The 24717-nt window shown below is 44.2% G+C and carries 18 protein-coding genes; 3 read left to right on the top strand and 15 right to left on the bottom strand.

Annotation, left to right across the window (positions count from 1 at the left end):
* The first annotated feature begins 27 nt into the window (after positions 1–27).
* Entirely contained in the window at positions 28–666 is a 639-nt protein-coding gene (locus MHH56_RS18375; RefSeq protein WP_339203024.1) for a cell wall hydrolase, read from the top strand.
* Between the two features lie 48 nt (positions 667–714).
* Complete coding sequence (locus MHH56_RS18380) at positions 715–903, top strand: hypothetical protein (protein ID WP_339203025.1); 189 nt, start codon at positions 715–717, stop codon at positions 901–903.
* Between the two features lie 100 nt (positions 904–1003).
* Here MHH56_RS18380 and MHH56_RS18385 read toward each other — a convergent pair whose 3' ends face one another.
* A complete protein-coding gene (locus tag MHH56_RS18385; protein ID WP_339203026.1) occupies positions 1004–1534 on the bottom strand; it encodes a DinB family protein in 531 nt (176 codons plus the stop codon).
* A 193-nt stretch (positions 1535–1727) separates the two neighbouring features.
* On the opposite strand from MHH56_RS18385, the gene MHH56_RS18390 reads away from it, so the two are divergent.
* Positions 1728–2645 carry an alpha/beta hydrolase gene (locus tag MHH56_RS18390; protein WP_339203027.1) on the top strand — a complete coding sequence of 306 codons (918 nt, stop codon included), beginning with the start codon at positions 1728–1730 and terminating at the stop codon, positions 2643–2645.
* 128 nt (positions 2646–2773) lie between these two features.
* Here the strand turns inward: MHH56_RS18390 and MHH56_RS18395 are convergent, their stop codons facing one another.
* From MHH56_RS18395 to MHH56_RS18460, 14 genes are all read right to left on the bottom strand, one after another.
* Positions 2774–3553, bottom strand: a complete 780-nt coding sequence (locus MHH56_RS18395; RefSeq protein ID WP_339203028.1) for a class I SAM-dependent methyltransferase — start codon at positions 3551–3553, stop codon at positions 2774–2776.
* A gap of 261 nt (positions 3554–3814) precedes the next feature.
* Positions 3815–4249 carry a hypothetical protein gene (locus MHH56_RS18400; RefSeq protein WP_339203029.1) on the bottom strand — a complete coding sequence of 145 codons (435 nt, stop codon included), beginning with the start codon at positions 4247–4249 and terminating at the stop codon, positions 3815–3817.
* Between the two features lie 51 nt (positions 4250–4300).
* Complete coding sequence (locus MHH56_RS18405; RefSeq protein WP_339203030.1) at positions 4301–4618, bottom strand: hypothetical protein; 318 nt, start codon at positions 4616–4618, stop codon at positions 4301–4303.
* A gap of 217 nt (positions 4619–4835) precedes the next feature.
* On the bottom strand, positions 4836–5204 hold the full coding sequence (locus MHH56_RS18410; RefSeq protein ID WP_339203031.1) for an iron chaperone: 369 nt from the start codon (positions 5202–5204) through the stop codon (positions 4836–4838).
* A 488-nt stretch (positions 5205–5692) separates the two neighbouring features.
* Positions 5693–5992, bottom strand: coding sequence for a heme biosynthesis protein HemY (locus MHH56_RS18415; RefSeq protein ID WP_076265580.1), 300 nt, complete (start codon positions 5990–5992; stop codon positions 5693–5695).
* A gap of 159 nt (positions 5993–6151) precedes the next feature.
* Complete coding sequence (iolB, locus tag MHH56_RS18420; protein WP_339203033.1) at positions 6152–6964, bottom strand: 5-deoxy-glucuronate isomerase; 813 nt, start codon at positions 6962–6964, stop codon at positions 6152–6154.
* Positions 6965–7056: 92 nt separating this feature from the next.
* Complete coding sequence (locus tag MHH56_RS18425) at positions 7057–8517, bottom strand: CoA-acylating methylmalonate-semialdehyde dehydrogenase (protein WP_339209655.1); 1461 nt, start codon at positions 8515–8517, stop codon at positions 7057–7059.
* Positions 8518–8538: 21 nt separating this feature from the next.
* On the bottom strand, positions 8539–9534 hold the full coding sequence (gene iolC / locus MHH56_RS18430) for a 5-dehydro-2-deoxygluconokinase (RefSeq protein ID WP_339209656.1): 996 nt from the start codon (positions 9532–9534) through the stop codon (positions 8539–8541).
* An 18-nt stretch (positions 9535–9552) separates the two neighbouring features.
* Positions 9553–11418 carry a 3D-(3,5/4)-trihydroxycyclohexane-1,2-dione acylhydrolase (decyclizing) gene (gene iolD, locus MHH56_RS18435; protein ID WP_339203035.1) on the bottom strand — a complete coding sequence of 622 codons (1866 nt, stop codon included), beginning with the start codon at positions 11416–11418 and terminating at the stop codon, positions 9553–9555.
* A 76-nt stretch (positions 11419–11494) separates the two neighbouring features.
* Positions 11495–12250: a sugar phosphate isomerase/epimerase gene (locus tag MHH56_RS18440; RefSeq protein WP_339203037.1), complete on the bottom strand. Its 756-nt coding sequence runs from the start codon at positions 12248–12250 to the stop codon at positions 11495–11497.
* Positions 12247–13188, bottom strand: coding sequence for an aldo/keto reductase (locus tag MHH56_RS18445; protein ID WP_339203038.1), 942 nt, complete (start codon positions 13186–13188; stop codon positions 12247–12249). Before MHH56_RS18445 ends, MHH56_RS18440 begins: the two co-directional genes overlap by 4 nt.
* A 359-nt stretch (positions 13189–13547) precedes the next feature.
* Entirely contained in the window at positions 13548–20192 is a 6645-nt protein-coding gene (locus MHH56_RS18450; RefSeq protein WP_339203039.1) for a LamG-like jellyroll fold domain-containing protein, read from the bottom strand.
* Between the two features lie 125 nt (positions 20193–20317).
* Entirely contained in the window at positions 20318–21775 is a 1458-nt protein-coding gene (locus MHH56_RS18455) for a leucyl aminopeptidase family protein (protein ID WP_339203041.1), read from the bottom strand.
* A 12-nt stretch (positions 21776–21787) separates the two neighbouring features.
* Positions 21788–24661, bottom strand: coding sequence for a glycoside hydrolase family 38 C-terminal domain-containing protein (locus MHH56_RS18460; protein ID WP_339203043.1), 2874 nt, complete (start codon positions 24659–24661; stop codon positions 21788–21790).
* Between the last annotated feature and the right edge of the window lie 56 nt (positions 24662–24717).

Below are 24717 nucleotides of genomic sequence, written 5' to 3' on the forward strand. Positions count from 1 at the left end.
ATTCACATCAGGAGGGATTTATTCATCATGAACAGATTTTTGACTCTATTTGTCCTACTTGTACTAGTTACCGCAGCCGTATCAAATCACAAAGTTGAGGCTTCACCCGTGTTGAAACTTGGCAGCAAGGGACAGGACATTACAGATCTGCAGTTTCGGCTTCAAACAATGGGTTATTACCATTTGCCCATCGATAACAGTTTTGGAAAGGCTACCCGCACTGCGGTTCAATCCTTTCAAAAAAAGAGCGGTCTCCAGGGTGACGGCGTTGTAGGTCCAAAAACTTGGGCGAAGCTCAAAAAATTATCGGTCAACAAAAAAGAACTTTCCATGCTCGCACGTGTCATCTATGCCGAGGCTAGAGGAGAAGAGTATAAAGGCCAAGTGGCGGTTGGGGCGGTTGTCATGAATCGGCTTCAGTCTTCAAAATTCCCGAACACAGTAAAAGAAGTCATTATGGAGCCCAATGCGTTCTCTGCCGTAAAAGACGGACAGTACTGGCTTATTCCGAACCAAACCGCATTCAAAGCCGCTAAAGCTGCTGTAAAAGGGAATGATCCTACTGGCAATGCGTTGTTCTTCTTTAATCCGATAATTACCAATTCGGCTTGGTTCAAGACGCGTACAGCCACTAAGAAAATAGGCAGTCATCAGTTTACACTTTAAGATTTGCCGATATTGAAGAATGTCTATCGAGAACAGGAGAATATAGGGATGCGCATGGATACGAAGGAAAGGCATCAGGCTAGGGTTGAATTGGTCATTGATATTATTAAAGGAATATTTGAAAAAGAGACGATTTCGGAAGCTCTCAAACAGAAATTAAATCAAATGAGTTATGATGATTTAGGGGATTTTGTATTAGATATTGCCAAAAACCGATCTCTTGATAAAATTGAATAGTGTAAGGTAGAGCTATATCAACAAAAAGAGCAAACGCTGCAGCAGCGTTTGCTCTTTTTATCTTTACAGCGCACAAAAAATGATACCTGTAGTTCTCCCCTTATTTAGACAGAGAATTGTCACCATACCATTTCCTAAGCAAATTAATATGAGCTTGATGATAGCGGCTATGGTCAGCCATATGCCACAAGCCCCAACGTATCGTTGCACGCTTTTCATTTTCATGTCCAAAAGTAACAACTTTGTCTAATTCAGCATCTGTTAATTGTGCACATGAATCATTTAACATTTTTAATACATCATCATATTTGGTCATTATTGTATTCAAAGATATCCCTTTGACCATAGGAAGCCTATTATTTTCATCTATCATGGGGCCATATAATTCCTTTAATGACTGTGGAAGTGGTTGCCCCATTAATCTATAAACCCAATTTAGATCAACACACATGAGATGTTTAATTAGCTGAGCAGTACTATTAAAATTGTGATCAGGTCCCTTGTAATCTACTTCTCCTTGTGACATGCCGCGTGTAATTAATTGCAGCCGTTGGTTATTCTCTTTTACAGCGGAAAATAACATTCCCACAATAGGTGTCATATTGGCTTCACCCTTTAAATCGTAAAGCATTCTAGTTCATCCTCCCTAGCTTAATAAGAACTGCGAACGGTTTAATGTGAAAATTAACATTGCCCATAAGCATAGAGTATAATAAAACTACTAAACAACTATGAAAACTAATAAGGCTCATCATCATGAACATCCGGCATTATACCTGACATTTCGGATAACGTACACGTTAGTCATAGCGAGAGGAGATTGTATGCTACAAATTAAGAGAGTTCTCAGAAGCAAATGGCTATTATGGACGACCGGCATTGTTTTAATTATAATTATTGCTTTCTCTACGGTGTCCTTTCTGCTGGTGAACTCCGTTTCAGCTGCTTTTGAGACGGGCAGCGTGGAAGAGAAATATGCTTCATCTGGAGAATACGATGTAGAGACAAGCGAGATCTTAGACGAACATGGTGAAAAGCTGTATAAAGTCTACTCCCCAAAATCACATGATTCGATGCATCCTCTCATTGCTTGGGGCAACGGAACAGGAGCACTGCCTGAGCAATACGATGAACTTTTTAACCATTTAGCTAGTTGGGGATTTATAGTTATTGATACTTTTAGTACAACCACTGGAACAGGAAAAGAAATTGTTGCCTCTATTGATTATATGTTAACACAAAACGATATGCCCGGCAGCCCGTTCTATCAACGAATTCAAAAAGATCAAATAGGCGCTGCAGGTCATTCTCAAGGCTCCACAGGTGTAATAAACGCCCACACCAACTTTGAACATGGCGCTCTCATCAAGACGGTTGTCTCAATTGCGCTCCCGAAGCTGAAATATTGCGATCCAGAGGATGTTTACGACACATCCGCAATAAAGGTACCTTTTTTTGTAATGAGTGGAACGCGTGATTTTATTATCTCTCCTTCATCCTCCAACAAAGTAGAGATTAGTAAGGCAAATCCACATATTCCAGCAATGATGGCGATGGCAAAAGGGGCGGCACATACGGCGATTGAACAAGATGGCGGACAACATAGAGGATATCTGACCGCATGGATGAAATATCGGTTAATGGACGATTCACAGGCTATGACCGCCTTTATGAGCAAAGACGCTGAAATTTTAACGAACCAACGCTGGAAAGATGTTTATTCAGCAAACATGCAGCAATAATAGCTGTCATAGTGTATACGCGTTCAAACACCGTTCAAATAAAAAGGCTGCCTCAAATCGTAGTTAAACCTACTTGACTTGAGCGCAGCCTTTTTCTATTTATATGGGGACGTTTACTTAAGAAATAATTATGAACGGATCGCTTGAATATATACAGATTCTCCGTTAAATGAGGTAAGTCTGCCAGGTTCATCAGTTTGGATAGAGAAAAAATCTTTCATCTCCTTTGGGGTTTGCAGCATTTTTGTCTCAAGTAAAGCCTGCTCCGCTTCTGGAAGATCAGACCGTTCACACCAATCTTGGAATTTAAACGGTTTGGGAAAACAAACCATTATTTCAAGGCGAAACCCGCTATTCTCCAGCAGGTTAATCCATTCAGACTTTTTCCAGGCACGAACATGGCTAGGGTCCCTTTTCTTTTCAACCTGATTGTAAAATTCATCAAACGCATCATTCTCAGGAGCAACATTGTCAATTAGAAGCAGCTTGCCGCCCGGCTTAATGACGCGGAATGCTTCTGAAGCGAAAGCAGGCACATTTGGAAAATGATGCGCTGCAATACGGCAAGCTACCAAGTCAAAGGAAGCATCGGCAAATGGAAGCAGCTCGGCATCCCCCTGTACGAAGTCGACGTTAGAATGTCCATTACCATGAATAAATTCCGCTGCCTTCTCTAACATCTGTTCTGTCAGATCATAAGCAATCACATGGCGGACGAGCGGTGCAAGCGCATTGGCCACATGCCCGCCTCCTGTTGCAACGTCAAGTACCTCCATCTCCTTGTTGGCTTGGGATGACGAAACAAGAAAAGCCAAATCTTCGCCTTTGGCATGGCGGCTGCTTGTTACATATTTTGCAGCATTTTTTCCAAATTGCTTCTGTACTTGATCTTTTATTGATTCTCCCATTGCTGCTCCTCCTCTTATAAAAAGAGTATTTTGTTTCATTCTACGAAACACCATTTCATTATGTGAAACTACTATCAATTTATCATAAGTTCCTGAGGTTGTAAATGCTGCTTTTTCCGTCCAAAAAGCAGCTCTGTTTTCTGCCAGATGCTCGTAGAAAAACAAATGCCAACCAAGAACATCTGGTTGGCATTGGCATTTTTTTCCTTTATAATCCCGAATTTGACTTCTACAATCTACATACTAGAGCGCCTATACGAGTTAAGTCCGCTTCTTATTTCTGTTTCTAACGAGAAAGATCACCAAAATGGCTAATAGAGAAATAATAATCACATTTCTCACTAAACCCGAGTAATCAGTATTCTCTCCTTTGAATTTACCATCCCTGTTTGCTTTTATAAACTTCCCATCTTTATGTTGAACTGCGATCGCTTCATCTGTACTAATACCTTTAATTGAATAATATTTAGTCCCCTTCTTATATGAGTTAGAGTAATTGCCAGTATAGGTTTCCATATCTGAATATACAGTGACATGCCCAATCTTTTTATGTATCTCTGTTACATACTCATCACTTATTACATAAACATAACCATGCCAAACAACAAATTCATTTGCCCATGAAGTTGCTGATAAATTGCCTGGAAATAATAATGAAGTGATCAAAATAAAGAAAATTAAATGCTTTCTCCTCATACAATACCTCCCTTTTTAAAAATCAATCGTTTCAAACTGCTGACTTTAATTTCACGGCTGTCCTCCAAAAAGAGCAGCAATTAAGTATCCAATAAACATAAAAATAAAAACACTGATGGTCATTAGTACATTGGTGATCATTCCCCATTTACTTCTTCCAAGAAGCCCAAATAAAAATCCTAAAGGATTTATTAGAAAGGTGAGCAACCACAATTTATACATATGCTCAAATAAAATATCAGTCAACCAAGCTGACAGTCCTAAGAGTACACAGATAAATGATAAGACAATCCAATTTTTCTTTTTGATAATCGCTCCCTCCAATACTCCTATTACGAATAAATTGACAACAAAGTTGTTTTGTACCATATTATACCTTATGTTAGACAATTACTTCCTCCTATTTCTAAATCCCGTTGAAACATGAAAAAAAGCGTAAGCACATTCGTGCCTACGCTATTGCTCATGTCATTTATTTTAGTTTATTAAACACTGGTTTTCCAATTAGTAAATATATTTCACTTCAGTTTTGTTAGCCCTGAATATCCCGAGTGCGAATAAGCTAATTTTCATGTTATGTTTTATACTAGCGCCAAAAAGTCGAACAGTCTGCCTTATCCAAAATATTAAACTCGATTATTTTCTCAAGTAATAAGAAATCGACCGGACTAGCCCACGGGATACGTATCAACTCCTTGGTGTTGTCATAACCTGATTGCACAATCTCCTCAGAAAAATGATTAATGCCTGCTTTTTCAGGGGCAACAGCCATATGTTGTTTGGCTACGCTAAAGCCAATAATAAATGTGTCGTGATCGGTAAACATAGGCTGCTTCCAGGCGATTTTTGGCTTTAAATTTGGAAATTTCTTAGTTACCCAAGTTAATACTTCTTCCGTTCGACTCCGATGTTGTGGATTTACGATAGTTGCTAAATATTCTTCAAAAACTTCCATGTTGTGCCCTCCTAAAAATAATAAGTTATCTTTCAGAGAAGTCTTTCAATCCCATTAATCGATAAAACTCCTCATTGAACCACTCAGACTTGTTGAACAAGAAACAGTCTATCTCTTACATTCTGTTCCTTGATACGGTCGATTTCTTTCCCTTTACTTAGAAAAATGGCCAGTTGCTTTTAGATTCCATAATGATTAATTAATTGATTTTATTATGTTTATTCTTCTACAATTGTATATATATAATCGGAAAATATTTTTCTGAGGTCTTTATTTCGTATATTTTCCATACTTGAAATATTCGCGAAGAAGTTAAACTATCCTGCACATTCGTTTTATGCAGTCTTCAGAACTCCATTACCGGGCTTTGTCCAACTGTAGGGTTTAAAGCAATCGGATATTATCATAATTCTGTCATGTTCTCTCTATAAATGCTTAAAGAGGATGCAATTTTGCATCCTCCCTGTTGACCTTCAATATTTTAAACCTTATTTCTCAAGAAAACCTGTAGAAGGGTTCGTTATGAAGAAACCTTCTTCCGGCACATAAAAATATTGAATCCAAACCCCATCTAATAGCGGTTCACGTTTATCTAATACAATTTCAATGTCTTTGTCTGTTTTTACAATTTCATCATGTTCAGTAGGTGTATCCAGCTTTATATCATAATGACCATGATCTCCATGATTCTGAGTTATAAAAACACGAATCATCTTCCCCTCCGATTCATTACTGCTCAACATCTTTTTTAAAACGGTTGCTGCATTTCGATTAATTTTGCATTTCATGCTTTATGTCCTCTATTCTTTTTTGACTTACTGTAATAATATTAGTTACAGAATGGGATGTCAAGTTTTGAGTAAGTGAAAATAAAAAGAGAGCAATGCCATCATTACAAATGGGATTGCTCTCTTTCTATTGTAGCGTTTTAATCCTCGTTATATATCTTATCGTGGCTTCGGCATTAGCCAAGCGTGATCCGGATCGTTATAAAACTTCCAAATACGAACTGGCCCCGCCATTACGTTCAAATAATATACATCATAACCTGGAGGAGCAGATACAGGATGGTAGCCCTTAGGTACAAGCACAACTTCACCGTGGCCTACAGTCAACGTCTCGTCCAGTGAACGGTCATCGGTATAGACACGCTGTACTGCAAATCCTTGCTCTGGCTGCACTTGATAATAATAGGTTTCTTCCAGAAGTGATTCCTCAGGCAAAAAATCACGGTCATGCTTATGCGGAGGAAAACTGGACCAATGACCGGCAGGCGTAAACACTTCTACGACGAGCAGACTGTCCGCATCTGCGGTTTCTGGCAAAATATTATGAACGAGCCGCTGCGTACTGCCCTCGCCACGATTTTCAACCCCAACATGACCAGGTTCGATCAATCTTGCTGCGTGCGTACCGCTGCCTGGAGCCCAGCATACAGCAATTTGCAGGTCTGTTAATGCGGTAATCATGAACTTATCTTCAGATGGAACATACACGGAATAAGGAGGAATTTTCTCAAAAACATTCATCCGGCGGCCGATGCTCTTCCATTCTGACTTCACTGTGGCAACGTCAGCCTTTCCACTAAGCAGAACAACGCAAGCTTCCCGCTCCTCTGTCAGACGGCTAAGTGATTGTCCGGCTTCTAGCGTAAATACTTCAAAACCAACATATTCCCAACCTGCAGATTCTGGAGTAATCCGAAGCGTATTACCTTCCTGATCCGGAGTTTGGTTCGGTTTTACAATCAGTTCACACATTTTCAAATGCCTCCCTTCGGGTATTTTGATCCATTGCCCAAACATTTTAACAGGAGGGTCAGAATCAACCGATCCTCCTGCTAACGAGCCGCTTACCAGCGGGAAGTGACCATTTTCTTCCTCGTAAAAAACTCAACACCGTCTGAACCGTTAGCATGCAAGTCACCGTAGAATGATTTCTTCCAGCCAGAGAAAGGGAAAAATGCCATTGGGGCAGGTACGCCCAAATTCACACCCAGCATACCAGCGTCGATCGTTTCACGGAATTGACGAACATGACTGCCATTTTGAGTGAAAATGCACGCTCCGTTTGCTAGTTCTGAACGATTGGCAAGTTCAATCGCCTCTTCCAGCGTATCCACGCGGACAATCGACAGCACGGGAGCAAATATTTCGTCCTTCCAAATTTTCATCTCACTCGTCACATGATCAAAAATTGTTGGGCCGACGAAATACCCTTCGCCATTTGATGCCGCATCCGTACGTCCATCACGGAGCAGTACCGCACCCTCTTCTGTACCTGTCGCAATATAGCCCAGCGTACGTTCCTTGTGCGGACCGCGGATAACCGGCCCTAGAAAAACGTTTTTATCTATGCCATTACCAATGATTAGCTTATCAGCAGCCGCGACCAATTTATCAATCAATGTTTCGGACGTTTTCCCAACGGAAACGACGACAGCGCATGCCATGCAGCGCTCGCCCGCAGAGCCAAATGCTGCGTTGATGATTTGAGTCACCGCTCCGTCCATGTCGGCATCCGGCATGACAATGGTATGGTTCTTGGCGCCGGCAAGCGCCTGAACCCGTTTCCCTTGCGCTGTTGCGCTCTTATACACATATTCCGCGACAGGCTGGGAGCCAACAAACGAAATCGCAATGACGTCCGGGTGCTCAATCAGACCATTTACGACATCGTGTGATCCATGTACAAGATTCAGCACGCCATCCGGCAAACCCGCTTCCTTAAACAGATCCACCAGACGATTCGCAAGCAGCGGCGTCCGCTCGGAGGGCTTCAGGACAAACGTATTGCCGCAAGCAATTGCAAGAGGGAACATCCAGCAGGGTACCATCATTGGGAAGTTAAACGGTGTAATTCCGCCCACAACCCCAATCGGATACCGGAACATGCCAGACTCCACATTTGTAGCGATGTCTGGAAGCTGTTTTCCCATCATGAGCGTTGGCGCCCCGGCAGCGAATTCAACACATTCAATGCCGCGCATGACTTCCCCGTGAGCATCTTGATAGTTTTTTCCGTTCTCCAAGGTAATGATCTGCGCAAGCTCTTCCCAATGTTCAACTAGCAGCTGTTGGTATTTGAAAAGAATTCGAGCACGGCGCGGTACCGGCGTTTTACTCCATGTTTTAAACGCTTCTTTCGCATTTCTGACAGCTTGATCAACTTCATCCTTAGACGACAGTGGAACGTAAGCCAAAATTTCTTCGGTTGCTGGATTGAATACGGGTTCCGTCTTGCCTGAAGTCGAGGCGATCCATTCGCCTCCAATAAAATTCGATAAAGGTATAAGTGCTTGCATTTGGGTCATCATTGTCGTTCTCCTCTCCAATTACACTTGTTTGGAAGAAAGCATATATTGTTCAATCTGCCCCACTGTCGGCATGGCGTCCGAGCAGCTATGACTGGAAATAACAATGGAAGCTGACGCGCTGCCAAATGTCATACTGCGGCTGATATCCCATCCTTGCATAAGTCCATAGATGAAACCAGCTGCATACGAGTCGCCGGCTCCGAATGTCTTGATAACTTTAGCCGGGAAAATAGAACCCCTCTGTGAGCTGCCGTTTTTGCCATAAGCAATCGATCCTTCTTTGCCATGCTTGATGACGACGATTTCAGCGTGGTAACTGAACCATTGCGCCGCAGTTACTTCGTCACTGCGTTCGGTGTTGCCGTCGAACCGCTCCAGCATATCGAATTCCTCGCGCGTACCAATAATAATATCGCTTTTCTCCGCTGCCAAATGATAATAAATGGCCGTTTCCTCGGGAGATGCCCACGAATATGGCCGATAATCGATATCGAATATCACCTTCGTTCCGTGTTTACGTGCGTAACGAAGTGCAAGAAGCACCGCCTCGCGGGATGGACTCTGTGCCAGCGCCGTACCGGATACGAGCAGCACTTTGCTTCGCTTGATCAACGATTCGTCAACTTCTTCAGGCGCAAGCAACAAATCTGCCACATTGCTGCGGTACATCAGTATGCTGCAATCCTCTGGGCTTTTGATTTCTGTAAAAGCAAGTCCGGTAACCGCTCCGGTCCGATCCGTTGTGACACCTGAAGTATCTATGCCGTTATTACGCAGGTATTGATCAATGAATCGGCCCATCTGATCATCAGCAACCTTGCCGATAAACGCTGTTTTCATGCCTAATCGCGACATACCGATGCAGATGTTGGCGGGTGAACCTCCCACATATTTGGTGAAAGTCATCGTTTCTTCCATAGGACGATTGATTTCATTGGCATTCAAATCAATACATAGGCGGCCGATTGCTACAAAATCCAAATCCTTATCGCCCGCAAAAGTAATCGTATCCATCATATCCCTTCTTTCCAATTAATAAGGGCGCGCCGCACTGATGTTTTGCTGCATCTGCTCATGCGCTTTCCTCACTTTGTCGCTCACAGACACCTCAGGTACGCCGACATTCCACCATGAGTCATAACCATCCGTATTCGTTCCCGGAAGCACCTTAATTTCCACCAGCACAGGTCCTTGTTCCGCTTTCGCGTCGTGCAGCGCCTGCTCCAGTTCCTTCGCTGAGGTAGCTTTATATGAGGCAGCACCTAAGCCGCGGGCAAGCAAAGAGAAATCAATCGGCATAAACGGTCCATCTAACCTTCCCGTCTCTTTGGATCGGAATCGGAATTCATTGCCAAAGCCGTCGCTGCCGTGACCGCGCTGCAAGTTATGAATGCATTGAAACCCGTTGTTATCGAATAGTAAAATGGTCAGCTTCACGCCCTCTTGTATTGCCGTAATCAGCTCAGAGTGCAGCATGAGGTAGCTCCCATCACCAACTAACGCATACACTTCACGATCCGGTTCCGCAAGCGCGACGCCAAAAGCACCGCTTATCTCATACCCCATGCAGGAAAAACCATATTCCAAATGATAAGTGTTCGGTTCAGTTACACGCCAGACACGGTGCAGATCGCCCGGAAGGCTTCCAGCGGCGCCAACGACAACATCCTTCGATTCGATGAATCCATTAATGATACCGAGTGCTCTAGTCTGGGTTAACCCATCGGGGCTCTCCAAAGCGTAGAGACGATCAACTTCACTGTCCCACTCCGCTTTCAACTCATGGATATAACAGTCAGCATAGCTGGATCTGAATCTGCGATTCGTTAATTCCATCTGCAGTGCGACAATCGCCAACTTTGCGTCTGCTGTGATCGAATCCGCTTCCATCTTAACCGCATCAAATGAACTAACATTCAAGTTCAGGAATGCGGCATCGGAGTTGCGAAAAGCGGATTTGGATGCCGTCGTGAAATCAGAAAATCGTGTACCGACTCCGATGATCAAGTCTGCTTCTGCAGCTATCCGATTCGCCGCCAGTGTGCCGGTTGTACCAACTCCGCCCAGGCCAAGCGGATGATTCCACGGCACCGCGCTTTTGCCCGACTGCGTCTCAGCTATCGGAATGCCGAATGCTTCTGCAAATGCGAGAAGCTCTTTCGTCGCATCCGCGTAGTGAACGCCTCCCCCTGCGATGATCAAAGGTTTCTTCTTGCGCATCATCAAATCTGCGGCACGTAAAATGGCATCCTGCTCCGCTGGACGGCGCTGTAGGAAATGGATACGCTTTTCAAAAAAGCGTACTGGATAATCATAAGCCTCTGTTTGAACGTCCTGCGGCAGCGCTAACGTAACCGCTCCGGCGTCAACTGGATCAGTCAGCACACGCATCGCCTGTAGAAGCGACGACATCAGCTGTTCCGGGCGGGCGATGCGATCCCAAAACTTGCTGACTGCCTTGAACGGATCGTTTGCAGATATGGAGTAGTCACTCGGAACCTCCAATTGCTGCAGTACGGGGTCAGGCTGACGGGAAGCAAAGTTATCGCCTGGCAGAAGCAGCACAGGTATGCGGTTAACCGTTGCGGTTGCGGCGCCAGTCATCATATTAAGTGCTCCTGGGCCGATTGAAGTCGTACAAGCAAAGATCTGACGGCGGTTCTTCTGTTTAGCGTAAGCTGTAGCCGCGTGAACCATACCTTGTTCGTTCTTGCCCTGCACGAACAATAAATCGGTAGTTTCTCGCTCAAGAGCTTCGCCGATGCCTGTGACGTTACCATGTCCGAAGATGCCCATAACACCACGAACGAACTTTATCTCTTCTCCGTCTACAGACAAATACTGTTGATCCAGAAATCGCAGCAAAGCCTGCGCCATAGTCAAGCGAATCGTTTTCATTAGCAAAACCTCGATTCATTATAGATTGGATAAGGAAAAGCCCGCTGTTCCGGTTATTCAGATGCGGGCTTCAAGGTTAAACGAGCGTTTTTTCCAATTTCAATAAGTATTCCAGGCTAGCAGCCAGACTGTCCAACGGACTTCCTGTGCAGTAATCCTGCTCTACCGCAAACCACTCAACGCCGCTTCGCAATCCCCATTGCAGGATTGGAGAAAAATCAATAACTCCTGATCCGATTTCAGCAAAAGTTTGTCTGCTGTCTGCAGTCATATCCTTCAAATGAAGAATCGGCATACGATTCGCATAGTTCTGGATGAAAGACAAAGGATCTTGGCCAGCTTTACGAACCCAGTACGTATCAATCTCAGCGTAAATGGCCGGATCATCAAGCAAGTACTCCAGTGCAAATTTACCATCTATGGATGTATGAAATTCAAAATCATGATTATGATAGCCAACGCGATATTTTGTGCCTTTAACTTTAGCAGCCACTTCAAGCAAGTCTTTCTTCACGCTTGCATACCCTTCTGGATTTTGCAGCCCATCCGGCAGGGAGTGACAGATAAAGTCTTTCGTATCGAATAAGCGAGCCTCTTCCAGCACAGCATCTAAATCAAACTTCATTCGTTCGAGTCCTACATGCATGCCAGCGGTACGTAATCCGAGTTCCTTCATCACCGCAGCAATTTCTCGTGCTTCATATCCGTGCAGCCCGTCGATTTGAACGGCCGCCCAGCCCATTTCACTCAATTGCTTCAGCACCGCTGGAAAATCCTTCTTTACTTCGTTTCTTAAAGTATAGAGCTGAGCCGCCAATTGGTGTTTGATCATCCCGCAATCTCCTCCTTTTTCAAATCCAGCCATTCGACTTCCCCAGCAGTTAATGGTAGATTCATAGCCATAACCGAATCATGAAGCTCATCAAGATTTCGAGGTCCGATGATCGCGCATGTTGGGAAAGGTTGATGAAGAACATAAGATAAAGAGATTTGAATCGGTGTTACCTGTTTCAGCTCCGCTAGCTTCACCGCTCGTCGGTATCGCTCCCAGTTTTTGTCGTTGTAATACACTCTCACCATTTCCGAATCAGAGAGATTGTCTGGCGTAAAATGGCCTGAGAAAAATCCGCCTGCCTGCGAAGACCATGACAATAGCGGCAGCTGGTTACGCTCATGCCAATTGCAGGTTTCCTCATCAGCAGACACACAGCCCTCCCACCTCGGCTCTTTCGCTTTGGCAAGACTCAGGTTCGTACTGCTAAACGTAAAACCTACTAGCTGATGCGCCGACGCGTATTCATTCGCTTCCTGTATGCGCTGATGCGACCAATTCGATGCGCCAATCGCACGAATCTTCTTCTGCTCAAGCTGCTCATTCAGCTCTTCCATGATCGGCCCAACCTCGACGGTCGGATCATCTCTATGAAGCGCGTATAGATCGATATAATCTGTTCCCAGCCTCTCCAAGCTTTCGTCCAGATCCTTTCGGATGGCTTGTGGATTCACCCGTGGGCCTGGACTCCCATCATCGTGGTGAGCGCCTTTGTTCATAATGACTACTTTTTCCCTAATCTTCTTCTCCGCCAGCCATTGTCCCAAAATCTTCTCTTTCCCTCTGTACTGATGGGCAGTATCAAACATATTGCCGCCTGCTTCAATGTAAGCATCAAGCATCAACCGTTTTGCATCGTCCAATACTCTCAGGTCTCCCGTTCCCATAATCAACCGGGACATCGGCTTGTTCACACCTTGCATCTCCATCATTTCCATATGAACACTCCTTTCATGCTGCAGTTATTCTGTTCTTCCTCTTTCAATAGAGGCATCAATCGAAGTTCGATAATGTCTCCAACAAAACGTCTTTAATAGCTCATCTATTTTGTTCAACAATCTGTATGGTAGCGATACCAGAAATGAACGAACTGATTTTCTGGAATCGCTACCATACGGTAATTGAAGTCAGTATAATAGATTCTCCCCCGTTTTACAATAGCCTCTAAAAATTACTTTCCTCAACTAAACTAAAAATATTGAAAACCCTTTCATTTAACATGAAGTACCTTGCATATTCAGTCATTGCAAAAAAGGAAAAGCCGCCCTGTTGAGCTCGAGCGGCACTACCCCATTCATTATTTATTGATCATGTTATACACGATTACAGCCGATTCTGCTCTTGATAGTGGAGCCAGCGGAAGAATGGAATTCCCATTTCCTTTGACAATTCCATTTTCAATCAACGCCGTCAAGCTTTCCATCGCATAGCTCGCAACTTTTGCTTTGTCGTTAAAACGATCCAGCCCAGCTGACGTGCCTTCGTTCAGCTTCATACCGGCAGCCTTCATCGCTTCATGCAGTAGAACGAATGCGTCCTGTCTCGTAATCGGTTGAAGCGGATTAAATTTATTGTCTCCGCTGCCTTTAGTAATACCAAGCTTTTTGGCGATCATCACTTCATTATAATAATAGGAAGATAAACTGACGTCGTCGAAATTCGTATCGATTGGAGCTGTTAATTCAAGCGCCTTAACAAGCAGGACGATAAAGTCCGCCCTTGTTATTGTAGCTGACGGATTGTATTTTGTTACAGACGTGCCATTAATAATCCCTTTGGTTGCCAGCACTTCGATTTGCTTTTTAGCCCATTTCACGTTATCGAGATCATCGAATGTTTTATGAACAAACATGATCGCATACTTGCTGAAATGAGTTGTAGTAAAAGTAACCGTTTTGGTGGATGGCTCATATCTGCTGTTCGATACAGTGCTCGCTTTACCAATGTTATTAATGTACCCTGCTACAATATGCTCCGAATCGGCTAACTCTGCATCTGATGGTGTATACGGAACTGAAATTTTCACTCGAGCCTGTGGATTGCTCCAAGCAACCTTAGCTCCATCGATATACACATCAATCTCAATAATTGGCCTATCGCCAATCTGTTCCTGTAAAGCTGGATCAAGCGATGTTTTTTCTACGCTCGCAATAACTAGCGCAACCGTCTTCGCTCCGGTCAAATCCTGTCCGTTTAGCATATTGGCAGGTACCGTTATTGTTCCAATTGCAGTCTTTATCTCGATTAAATGCGTCGCTAGATCAGAATGAAGTGCTGCTTTCGGAAGCTCAACGACATACGCTTTTGCTTTATCCGCTTTCTGCACCTCGACTTTAACCGTTTTCACACCATCGTCATCAGCAGAAGATGTGCTAAGCGCTTTGTTCCAGTCTCGCTCTTCTACCACGGCCTTTGCTTCTCCCGTTCTAGCATCAACTTTAGGCACTAAATTAATTGAACCTTTGTCGTTTGTCACGTCGGGAGTGACGACATCAACGACATCATTTTTTGCAAAACGAAATCTGCTGCTGAAATCAAATGGAATGTTGTACATATCTCCGGGACCAATCAGAAATTTCGTGTCCAGGTATGAACGCTCCCCTACCGGAATGCTATCAACATATGGCGAGAACGTCTTCACACGAATCTCCTTTGACTTTTCATCAAATTCAAAAAAAGATGTCCAACCGTTGCCGCCAGCGATATCCGATTGATAATCAGTTAACACCTGCAAGACTTCATTTCCATTAGCCTTCTTCTTCACATTCAGACCAGCACCGCTAATATGTCCGCCTACCATCATGAATACTTGATCATAATTCTCGACAAGGTCTCTCCAGAATAAGCTGCCCTGACCGCCTTCGCTTACTTGGCCGTTGCCATCGATCGTCATAATATTATGCGAGAAGATGACGGTTGGCATTTTCGGGTTCTCATTAAGCACCGTTTTTGCCCATTCTCTTTCTTTCGTATTACTCGAATTGTTCCCCACTGAGTCTACCGCAAGGAACATATACTTGTAGCTGCCGGCTGTAATGATCGAGTAGGTGCTTAATCCTGATGGCGAAGCGCCCTTGAAATGTTCTGTCCCTGCAAATCTATTGGGACCCATCGTGTCCAGATAGCCAGAGCCATTCAAATCGTGGTTGCCGCGAGTAACAATATAAGGCACATTAGCTTTATCTAAAATCTTATAGGCCTTATCGGCAGAAGCCCATTCTTTGGCTGCGCTGCTTTGGGTCGTGTCGCCAACATTTACGGTCATAGCGATATTCTTGCTAACATAATTGTCTGCAATAAACTGAAGCTGCTTCTCAAGAATATCCGGTTTGGATTGCACCACATACTGAGGATCTGGAATGATCGCAAACGTATACGTATCTTGTGCAAACATCGGAAGATCATTGTTCGTCCCGTAATCTACCTTATAATTGAACTCCGTTTTAATGAATTGATCCTTCTCCAATGCTTTACTGGATACTCGGATATGTTTGATTTCCCCTAAAAAGAGACTGTTCGGTGCCCTATCCCACTCATAAGCTCCGACATTCCACCCCATGCCCGCTTCGGCTGCGATTCCATTTATGATTTCGTCCGTCTCAGGATTGCGAATGGATTCTATACCATTTAGGAATAAGCGTGTCTTTGAGCCATCATTCACGATTGCAACATGCGTGTACTCATCTGACTGTGCCCAAGCTTTAATAGCTGAAAGTGAGTTCGACCAGTTCGACTGGAGCTCGTTCGAGCTCGAGTTCCCATGTGTACTTGCCCATTGAACTTCGCGAATGCTTGAAATCGATAACGTTGATAGCGGCTCCTGTTCCCCTGGATCAAACGTGTTATTGCCTTGACGGGTCAAAATTCCCATCCAGTTATTAATACTGGAGCCAAGCTTAAACTCTGCCTCAATCGTAAAACCTTTATCGAAAGTTTCCCTATTAATTGGTGCGCCTTCTACTGTCGTCAAATATTGGCCATCTTTTTTATCATTTGCAAAATCAAGAGCACCGTCGTCAGTAAATGACAGCCTGTTGCCTCCCGGAGCTCCAACAACGGCCATTTTAAGATCATTGCCCTTGCCGCTTCTATCTTTAATAAACAAATTGCCTGCTTCGATAGATGTTCCGGGCTGCACATTTGCTTCGGAAAATACCCAATCTGCAATTACGGAATCATTAGGATTTTCAGGATCAGTACCAGGTATTTCACCTAAAGTCAGTTCAACAGGCTCTGCTGCATCTTGTTCGTTGTACAACTCAAATTCGCTGATCGCATATTTATGATCGGTATTTAAATTCGCTGCCCATAGCAGCAAATAAATGCCTTTCAACCCCTTGTAACCTTCACCGTAATATTCCTTATAATTGGGAAGATCAATGGTTACACTTTCGTAAATGTCTTGACTGTCTGTCTGCCATGTCGGTTTATAGGCTTTAGCATTAAGCTCCTGCCATGTGGTGCCATTTACAGAAGTTTCAGTATCGATGACGGTTATACCTTGCTGCTGTGCTTTATTGACGACAAGAACTAGTTTATTAAAATCTTGAAGATTATCGTCGTCCCATTGCAGCATAATCCGATGCGCAGGATTAAACTCACCTTTTGGGTTCAGGTTTGTAATAGCAGCACTTTGGAAATACGTCTCCTCATCCCCGTCAGCAAACTTGAGCGGCGAATGCTCACTTGAGTTATCGTAATCGTTTCTAATTAAGTTAGCTGGCTCTCCATCTTTATTCAAATATGTCGCACTTACAACCGTAGCTTCAAGCGCTACATTTTTGTTTCGTTTTACCGTTAGCGTATAGGTTTTTGTTGTCATGCCATCCGCTGCTTTGGTAACGAATACGATCTTACTATTGCCCATCGGCAGCTTCGCTGTAATCTTCTGTCCGCTGATGACAGGAATATCGTTAACTGTCATCGTGCCTTTTTTATTTTTCAGCCGTGGCTGAATCGTAATTGCATCTACTTTTGTATTAACCCTTGTTGTATAATCGTATATTTCGCTATTAAAGACAATGTTCTCTTTTCCTCCACTAATCACTAACTCCGACAATGACGCTTCGCTGTTTGCGTCCAACACCGTTATTGTACTTCTAGCAACAAATCGTCCATCCAATGTTCTTGCCGAAATCTCAGCCGAGCCCGGTAATTTCGCAAATACCTTACCGCTCTGATCCACGGCAGCTACATCAGCGTTGCTGCTGAACCATTCATATGCTTTGTTCGTTGCATTGCTTGGTAAGATCTCAGCAGTCAACTTCATTGTTTCATTCGTATAGAGCGTTCCGGTTGAGGGGGAAACCTTAATGCCAGTTACAGGAACAACGTCACTAGTAACCGTGATGCTAGTGGTTGCCTTTTTGTTGCCATCAACACTAATTGCCGTAATAACTGCTTTCCCTCCAGCTATCGCAGTTACTTTTCCATTGCTGTCTACGGTCGCGATCTGCTCATTCGATGTGTACCAATCTACACTCTTCTCGGTCGCTCCTGCTGGTAAAACAACCGCTTCTATTGCTTCCGTATCTCCTGCATCCATTGTAAGTGTCTCTGGAAGACTTATAGCATTCGCAGCAATGTACTCAAGGTTTACTTTTGTTTTATCCAATTGGAACAAATCCGCTACGCCCCCGTTAAGGACGACTTCTAGTTGATAGAGGTTTCCACCAATTGGCGTCAATTCAACAGGTTCCAGATCTCCTGTAAGTCTACTTACTTTCTTAATCGCATCCTTATTGTATTTTGCTAGATTTAATTGCACCATAATCGTCTGTTCCGTCTCAGCACCCTCTCCGTGCTGCTCCACCGTTTTACCGTTCCCTGAGGTCAGTCCGTTCATGACCATAAAATATTCCATGTCTGTGGAGTTGAAAAACGACTCTGTATCTGGCAGAGGTTCAAAAAAACCAAGCATTACATCGCCATTAAGTCCTCCTTGAACGCTGGAGTTTTTCGAAACTACACTTCTTAAATAAGGATGCTTTAGCTGAGTATTCTTATCGAATCTTGGTGTTTCTCTAGGCGTTAGGTTTTTAACGATTCTTCCGTTTGAATCCTTATGTTGCCCCGGCAAAATAGAGACATCTGTGCTATTGAGCCGTATGAGATGCGGTCCAAGGTTTTTTATTTGCCTTGCCATTTCGGCATATTGCTCATATTGCTTTGTAGGTTTACCATCCTTGTCAAAAAATAAGAATGTGTTGCTGTCATACTCCCAACGGAACATGCTGAGCCATTTGCCGCCCATCGTCAATGTGGCGAACGGAACGCCGTATATTTGAGATTCAGTAATAATATATGGACCTACATCCGCAGGAATCTCACCTGTCTTGAAGCCAAGCAAATATTGCCCGAAAGCGATCGGACTTTGCCCTGTACCGTCATAGCCCTTCAGTGCAATCGTTCTTTGGTCATTAATGTTATTGACGATTGTTGTAAATAGATTGTTGTCCGAGCCTCTTGTTGAGAATAAATAATCATCGAAAGTGAGCAGGTCAGGTTTGGCCGTACGAATGTACGTTTCATAGTCGTCCCTTTGCCATTGACGCGATTGTTGGTTGCTGTGAGCGAGGACATCCGGATAAAGTTCGTGGCTAAGCTTGAACCAATCCGTAAAGGTTTTCAAGATCTCATTGCTGTAGTTTTCTTCATCTCCAAAAGATATCGTAATCAGCTTATCTACATTAGCTTTTTGCGCATCACTCAGAAAGCCCATCATATCTTTTTCTTTCGGACCGCCTCCCAATCCATCTCCGAATGCCCCTTTTACAAACGACCATTGTGCTTCTGGCACCTGGTTATGGAACGTTTGGTTATAGCCCGGATATTCGTAATAGGTAGCCGTAGTAAAATGACTGTTTTTCCATTCCTCTGCACTTGCATATTTCCGACCTGATTGATCCGTTGTCATCCACGTCTGCATTTGCAGCCCTTTATCAATCAAAACTCTGCTCGCGCGAGATAACGTTTTTGGTGGAATAACAGTTACTGCCCGCACTTTAGTAACCGAATCTCCTGCTTGGTTAGATACCGTATAGTTCACTTTGTAGATGCCGCCTTTACTCGTATCGACAAGACCAGTCGTTTGAATATCGGCCGTAATATCTCCGTCCTTTGAATCGGATGCCTGTGCACCACTCTCCACATAGGTATCGTTCAAGGATAAACTTATTTCCGAATTACCGTTTAACGAAATAATAGGCCAGTTAAAACCCGGAACCTGTTTCATTTCCTCATCTGTCAGAGCCTTGTCATAAATCTTGAATTCGTCGATGTAACCCGGCCAAGCGTTTGTCACTTCCGGTTCTCGGTCAGCTCCAATCCGAAAATCACTATTATTCGATACTAATAACGTATCGTCCGAAGCCGTTTCTAACGCACCGTTGACATAAAGCTTAACCTGGTCACCCTCTCTGCTAAGGGCAACATGGTACCACTTTTTAGGCTCAATTAATGTTGCTCCGATCGTCGTTTTTCCGCCTAGAGAGGATTGTAATCTACCATCCGCTCTGCGTGATAGCAGCGTTTCTCCGCCCTCACCTTGCTGCTGAACAATGACAACGTCTCTGTTTGTATAGGTTGAATTGAAATTGACAAGCAAGCTCATGGAGAAATCACTGCCTGTATTTATCAAATTCTGATTTGGTACAGTGGCGTAACTAAGATAACCATTTAACAATAAGGCTTTACCTACCTTGCCGCTTCCTATTGCAGCATCGGTAAGGATAGCATTATTCCGCTTCAACGTGTCCGGAGATATGCCATCCATCGACACTTCGTCAAATTTCCATTCACCAACTAAACCAGAAACCGTAGTAGGTTGACTGCTATCATCAGCATAAGCAATAGCATGAGGAAAACCGACACTGATACAGCTAATCCACAAACTCATAACCAAAATCATGCTAACCAATCTCTTATTTCTCATAAGCAACATAAATAACCTCCTACATGAATTTGATAAAATATTCTATACAACGCTCACCTCTTGTTGTTTTATGTTATATATGTATTTGTTTGCGTTTACAAAAAAATAAATAAAGAGGAGCATTTCACTCCTTTTTATCTCGACATCACAAACGAAGCCAACATTCTCGCGCCGAAGCCGGTCGCACCGATAGCCTGCTGGCCACTCGCGGAGGATGAATCTTTTGGACCATTCATGTCGATATGTGCCCATTTCAATGAAGGATGGACAAACTTGCGTAAGAACAGTGCCGCTGAAATCGCACCTCCGCCATCACCGCTGCTAATGTTGCAGACATCGGCATATGTGCTATCCAAATACGATTCGTATTCATCTACCAATGGGAGCTGCCATACTTTCTCGCCAAACGGCTCACCTGCATGTTTACACAACCCCACCAACTCGTCGTCGCCGAGGATACCTGCAATCTTCGTTCCTAGTGCGCCGACGACAGCGTAAGTTAACGTCGCCATATCGATCGCTTCCACTGCCCCTATTCGATGAGCATGAATCAACGCATCAGCGAGTATGAGTCGGCCTTCCGAATCGGTATTGCCTACTTGAACGGTTAGGCCATTCGCATATCGGATTACATCACTCGGTAGTAAGCTATTCCCTGATATAACATTCTCTGCAGTCGGCACCAACACCGCTATGTTGGCGGACGCACCGCTCTTAACGACGATATCCAGCGCTCCAAGCACACCTGCCGCACCGGCCATATCCATTCTCATACTGCTAATATCGTAATCTTTTTTAAGGCTGATTCCCCCGGTGTCGAACGTAATTCCTTTGCCAATTAGAGCTGTAAACGGCTTTGACGCATCCGTACAATATCGAAGCTCGATAAATGCAGGTGCATATGCGCTTCCTTTACCAACCGCTATTACGCCGGCAAAACCTTGCCTCTTGAGCTCCTCGCCAGTATAGACATTAATCTCCACACCAGTTCCGGAAAAACGCTCCATCACTTTGTCCGTTAGTACTGACGGGCGCAAATAGTTGGCTGGTTCATTCGCAAGATCGCGCGCCCAGATCGTCCCATCCGCATGAATTTCCCCTTGGCGAATAGCCTTTTGGATCTGCAAGCTCGAATGTCCATCGAAAGAAAGGATCGGGATTTCCAGCTTATCTGACTTCGTCTTATATTTATCGAAGGAATATGTACCCAGTTTCCAACCTTCCACCCATGCCGAGATAGCTTCTGCTTCTTGATCGGATGCTATATTGGCATCCCACAGCGCTTGAAAAGAAACATGCACAATGCCACATTTCTCTTTGGCTGCTGCTCTTCCCGTGTTGCCGGCTGCTTCCCTAATCCGAACAGGGTGAATTAGCGAGGCGTCACCCATACCTACGATAACAACATCCGGTTGTCCTAGACGACCATAAAACCACGTTATTGCATCTTTGGCGCCCATATGCGGTCTCAATACTGACACATCGAACAGATGCCGGACTCGCGGCAGATCCAGAATCCGTTCTACATTTTGTTCATAAACCGGATAAATTAAGGTTTGTGTAGTCTTTTCTGCTTGCTGATCGATACTCACCGGACAACCCTCCTATTGTTCAAATTCAATACATAGGCTCGCGACGCCAAAAGCCATAACCTCAAAACCTATTTGTGATTCATTAATGAAAACATCCCCCTCAACTACTGGACGTTCTGACGTATCGACAAAATAAGCTTTGCTCACCTTGCGGCATAACTCCAGCTTTACCATTGATGTGTTTCCTTCTGTTTCATACACGCGAATAATCCATCGATTAACAGCTTGAGTGTCCTCAGGCATCTTGATCGCAGAGATTGCAATCGTTCCTTCAATTAATTGCAAGAAGCTTTGTGTTGTCGGCCAATCTCCATTACTCGCAGCCGCTGAGATGTATTGGAGCGGAAGATGGTAATGGGAGGATTGTTCAATCAAATGCTGGTTTTTAGAAGCATCAACTACACAAATACTTAAACGAATGCGATGAACCCCTGTATTCGGATAAGCATCAGGGCCATAAGAGCCCCGCAGCAGTGTGACGGAAAGTGCTCGATCCGTACCTCGGAATCCATATTTACAATCCGATAGAAGCATAATTGCTCTACCTTTCTCATGGTTCGAAGGAACCCCGAGTGCCCAACTGTTCGCAGGTACGTCTAAGTCGAGTGAAGGACGTTCAATCGTACCGAAAGCCATATTGTATCGATAGGAATCGCATTCATAACCAAAAGGCGCATAAAACTGTAACTGTGGTGTAAATTCCTTTTCATTGCCGTACTCATGCCAATCACATTCCACATTGTAATCGAGCCTGCTGCTGCCCTGATCCAGAGATACCGTAACTTGCAATTTCGATCTTCGAAACGGGACGCTGAACGTAATGGATTGCCTCAGCAGCTTGCTGCCTAATTCACTGCTTTCGATTTTGATGCCTTCAGTGAGCTCTTCAATTTTGCGGTATCGGCCTACCAGCCATGCATTGCCACCTCCTTGAAAAGTATCCTCCTCGATGAATCGGAATACGCCTGCGGGTCGGCTGCTATCGATGAGCTGCTGTCCATTCTCTTTATTGATTAATGAAATAATCGTAAGCTTTCGCACATCGAGGACTGCCTTTAACAGCTCGTTCTCCAACACAAACGTATACAGTTCCACAGGTGGAAGGTTTTGACCCGTGAGATAGAAGTCATTTGCCGTAAGGGCTGCCATATCACCTGCTTTTTCCGTCATAATATAGGTGCTGTATCCCAATGCTGGAACTTTTACAGGCAGTAATACACGCAAGAAAAAGTGCCCCCAATGCTCGGCAAATCCACGATCCACAAATTGAAATTCAAGTGGATTTCCCTCGTCGTCTTTCAAACCGATGCTTTGGATATTTCCATCCCAATCCCAAATCGTAATCTCGGCTAATTCTTTACGTGCGGTTGGAGCACTGTTGAACACATTAAATATCCGTGTTTTCCCGCGTCCGCGGTCACTTTCGCCTGTTCGAAATTGATGCTTTATGCTGACACCAACTCCAGCGCCTGCTCCTTCGGAAAAGCTTTCTTTCAGGTCCTCGCCCTCAACAAGAAAACGTGAAGTATCGATGCGCGCAGCAAGACTACGCAAAGCAGCGCTTCGTTTGCTATTAGCCATGGCGGATATTTCTTGGAACGCTCCAAGTGCATGATCACGCGTTTCTGGAATGCCTGTTCCCGGCAAAATATCATGGAATTGATTAAATAAAGTTTTTCTCCAAGCTTCTTCTAATTGCTTGCCATAATACTTGGACGAAGTCCACAACGCGGACACACTAGACAATGCTTCCGCTTCATACAGCAGGTTTTCCGAAACTCGATTCGCTTGTTTCAAACGTGCTTCCGAGCTGTAGCACCCTGTAAAAATAAAGTTCAGCTCGTTTTGTACAATCGGGAGTTGATCGGCTATTTGCTCTGTTAGCGCGAAGTATTCTGCATACTTTCCGAAGCGAATGGTCGGAAAAATCGGCCATTCCTTCATATCAAGTATGCGCTCTATGTCACGCCGCGTCGGACCGCCGCCATGATCACCTACCCCATATACCTTCATCATCGTATTCAAGCCTGTTTTCTGGCAAAACTCCGGCACCGTAAGCACCATTTCACCTTCAATGCGGGAATCGTACCAATGCGGCTCTTTATATGCGATAACCGATCTCCCGGAGGGCGCCATCCAGCGATAGAGGTGATGTCCCTCATTGTTATGACCACGGCAATAGTAATAATATTTGATGCCCGCGTGATGCAATGTTTCCGGCACATTAAGCGCATGACCGAAAGTGTCCGGCTCAAAATCGATTTGCAAATCATCCAACTGCAATCCGAACAAATGTGTAAGATAGTTTTTGGCATATAAGAACTGCCGAGTCATACTTTCACCGTTTGGCATGTTCTTATCCGCTTCAACCCAAGTTGATGCCGTTACTTCCCATCGTCCTTCTTGTACACGGACTTTTATTTCTTCTAGCATTTCAGGATCATAGGTTTCAACAATATGATAGGCAGCTGCTTGAGAATGGGAAAAGCGGAAATCAGGATACTCCTGCAGCAGATCCAGCATTGTCCGGAACGTATTAAGAGTCGCAGATACCGTCTCATCCCAGCCCCAAAGAAAATTCATATCCAAGTGGGCATGAGCAGCACAAATCAAATGGTACGACTTCGCTGCTGCTGCCATTTCAGACAACCGCTGCTCTGCACTGCGAACCGTTTGCTCCCCGATGATGCCTTCTTGATCTAATGTATTCAGCAGATCAATAACAACGGGATCGATCAGATCATCATACTGACCTCCCATCACCTTTGAAACCCGATTAGCATATTCCAATTCCGCAACGATGCGTTTGCCCCATTGCCCTTCCGACACACGAGTTTTCAGCTTTACGAGATTTGCGTTCAGTTTCTCGACTTGTATGATGTCCACTCTCCTAAAACCCGCTTATAGTCTCATACATAAACCATCACTATGAATCATTAGAT

This window comes from Paenibacillus sp. FSL K6-3182, from assembly GCF_037976325.1.
In the GTDB taxonomy this organism is placed as follows: Bacteria; Bacillota; Bacilli; order Paenibacillales; family Paenibacillaceae; genus Pristimantibacillus.

Bases quoted from the DNA above. Each gene is read 5' to 3' on its own strand.
- MHH56_RS18445 (WP_339203038.1), bottom strand. From the start codon at position 13,188: ATGGAAATGATGGAGATGCAAGGTGTGAACAAGCCGATGTCCCGGTTG.
- MHH56_RS18395 (WP_339203028.1), bottom strand. From the start codon at position 3,553: ATGGGAGAATCAATAAAAGATCAAGTACAGAAGCAATTTGGAAAAAAT.
- MHH56_RS18425 (WP_339209655.1), bottom strand. From the start codon at position 8,517: ATGACCCAAATGCAAGCACTTATACCTTTATCGAATTTTATTGGAGGC.
- MHH56_RS18415 (WP_076265580.1), bottom strand. From the start codon at position 5,992: ATGAAATGCAAAATTAATCGAAATGCAGCAACCGTTTTAAAAAAGATG.
- MHH56_RS18405 (WP_339203030.1), bottom strand. From the start codon at position 4,618: ATGGTACAAAACAACTTTGTTGTCAATTTATTCGTAATAGGAGTATTG.
- MHH56_RS18440 (WP_339203037.1), bottom strand. From the start codon at position 12,250: ATGATCAAACACCAATTGGCGGCTCAGCTCTATACTTTAAGAAACGAA.
- MHH56_RS18400 (WP_339203029.1), bottom strand. From the start codon at position 4,249: ATGAGGAGAAAGCATTTAATTTTCTTTATTTTGATCACTTCATTATTA.
- iolC (WP_339209656.1), bottom strand. From the start codon at position 9,534: ATGGATACGATTACTTTTGCGGGCGATAAGGATTTGGATTTTGTAGCA.
- MHH56_RS18410 (WP_339203031.1), bottom strand. From the start codon at position 5,204: ATGGAAGTTTTTGAAGAATATTTAGCAACTATCGTAAATCCACAACAT.
- MHH56_RS18380 (WP_339203025.1), top strand. From the start codon at position 715: ATGCGCATGGATACGAAGGAAAGGCATCAGGCTAGGGTTGAATTGGTC.
- iolD (WP_339203035.1), bottom strand. From the start codon at position 11,418: ATGAAAACGATTCGCTTGACTATGGCGCAGGCTTTGCTGCGATTTCTG.
- MHH56_RS18385 (WP_339203026.1), bottom strand. From the start codon at position 1,534: ATGCTTTACGATTTAAAGGGTGAAGCCAATATGACACCTATTGTGGGA.
- MHH56_RS18390 (WP_339203027.1), top strand. From the start codon at position 1,728: ATGCTACAAATTAAGAGAGTTCTCAGAAGCAAATGGCTATTATGGACG.
- MHH56_RS18450 (WP_339203039.1), bottom strand. From the start codon at position 20,192: ATGTTGCTTATGAGAAATAAGAGATTGGTTAGCATGATTTTGGTTATG.
- MHH56_RS18375 (WP_339203024.1), top strand. From the start codon at position 28: ATGAACAGATTTTTGACTCTATTTGTCCTACTTGTACTAGTTACCGCA.
- iolB (WP_339203033.1), bottom strand. From the start codon at position 6,964: ATGTGTGAACTGATTGTAAAACCGAACCAAACTCCGGATCAGGAAGGT.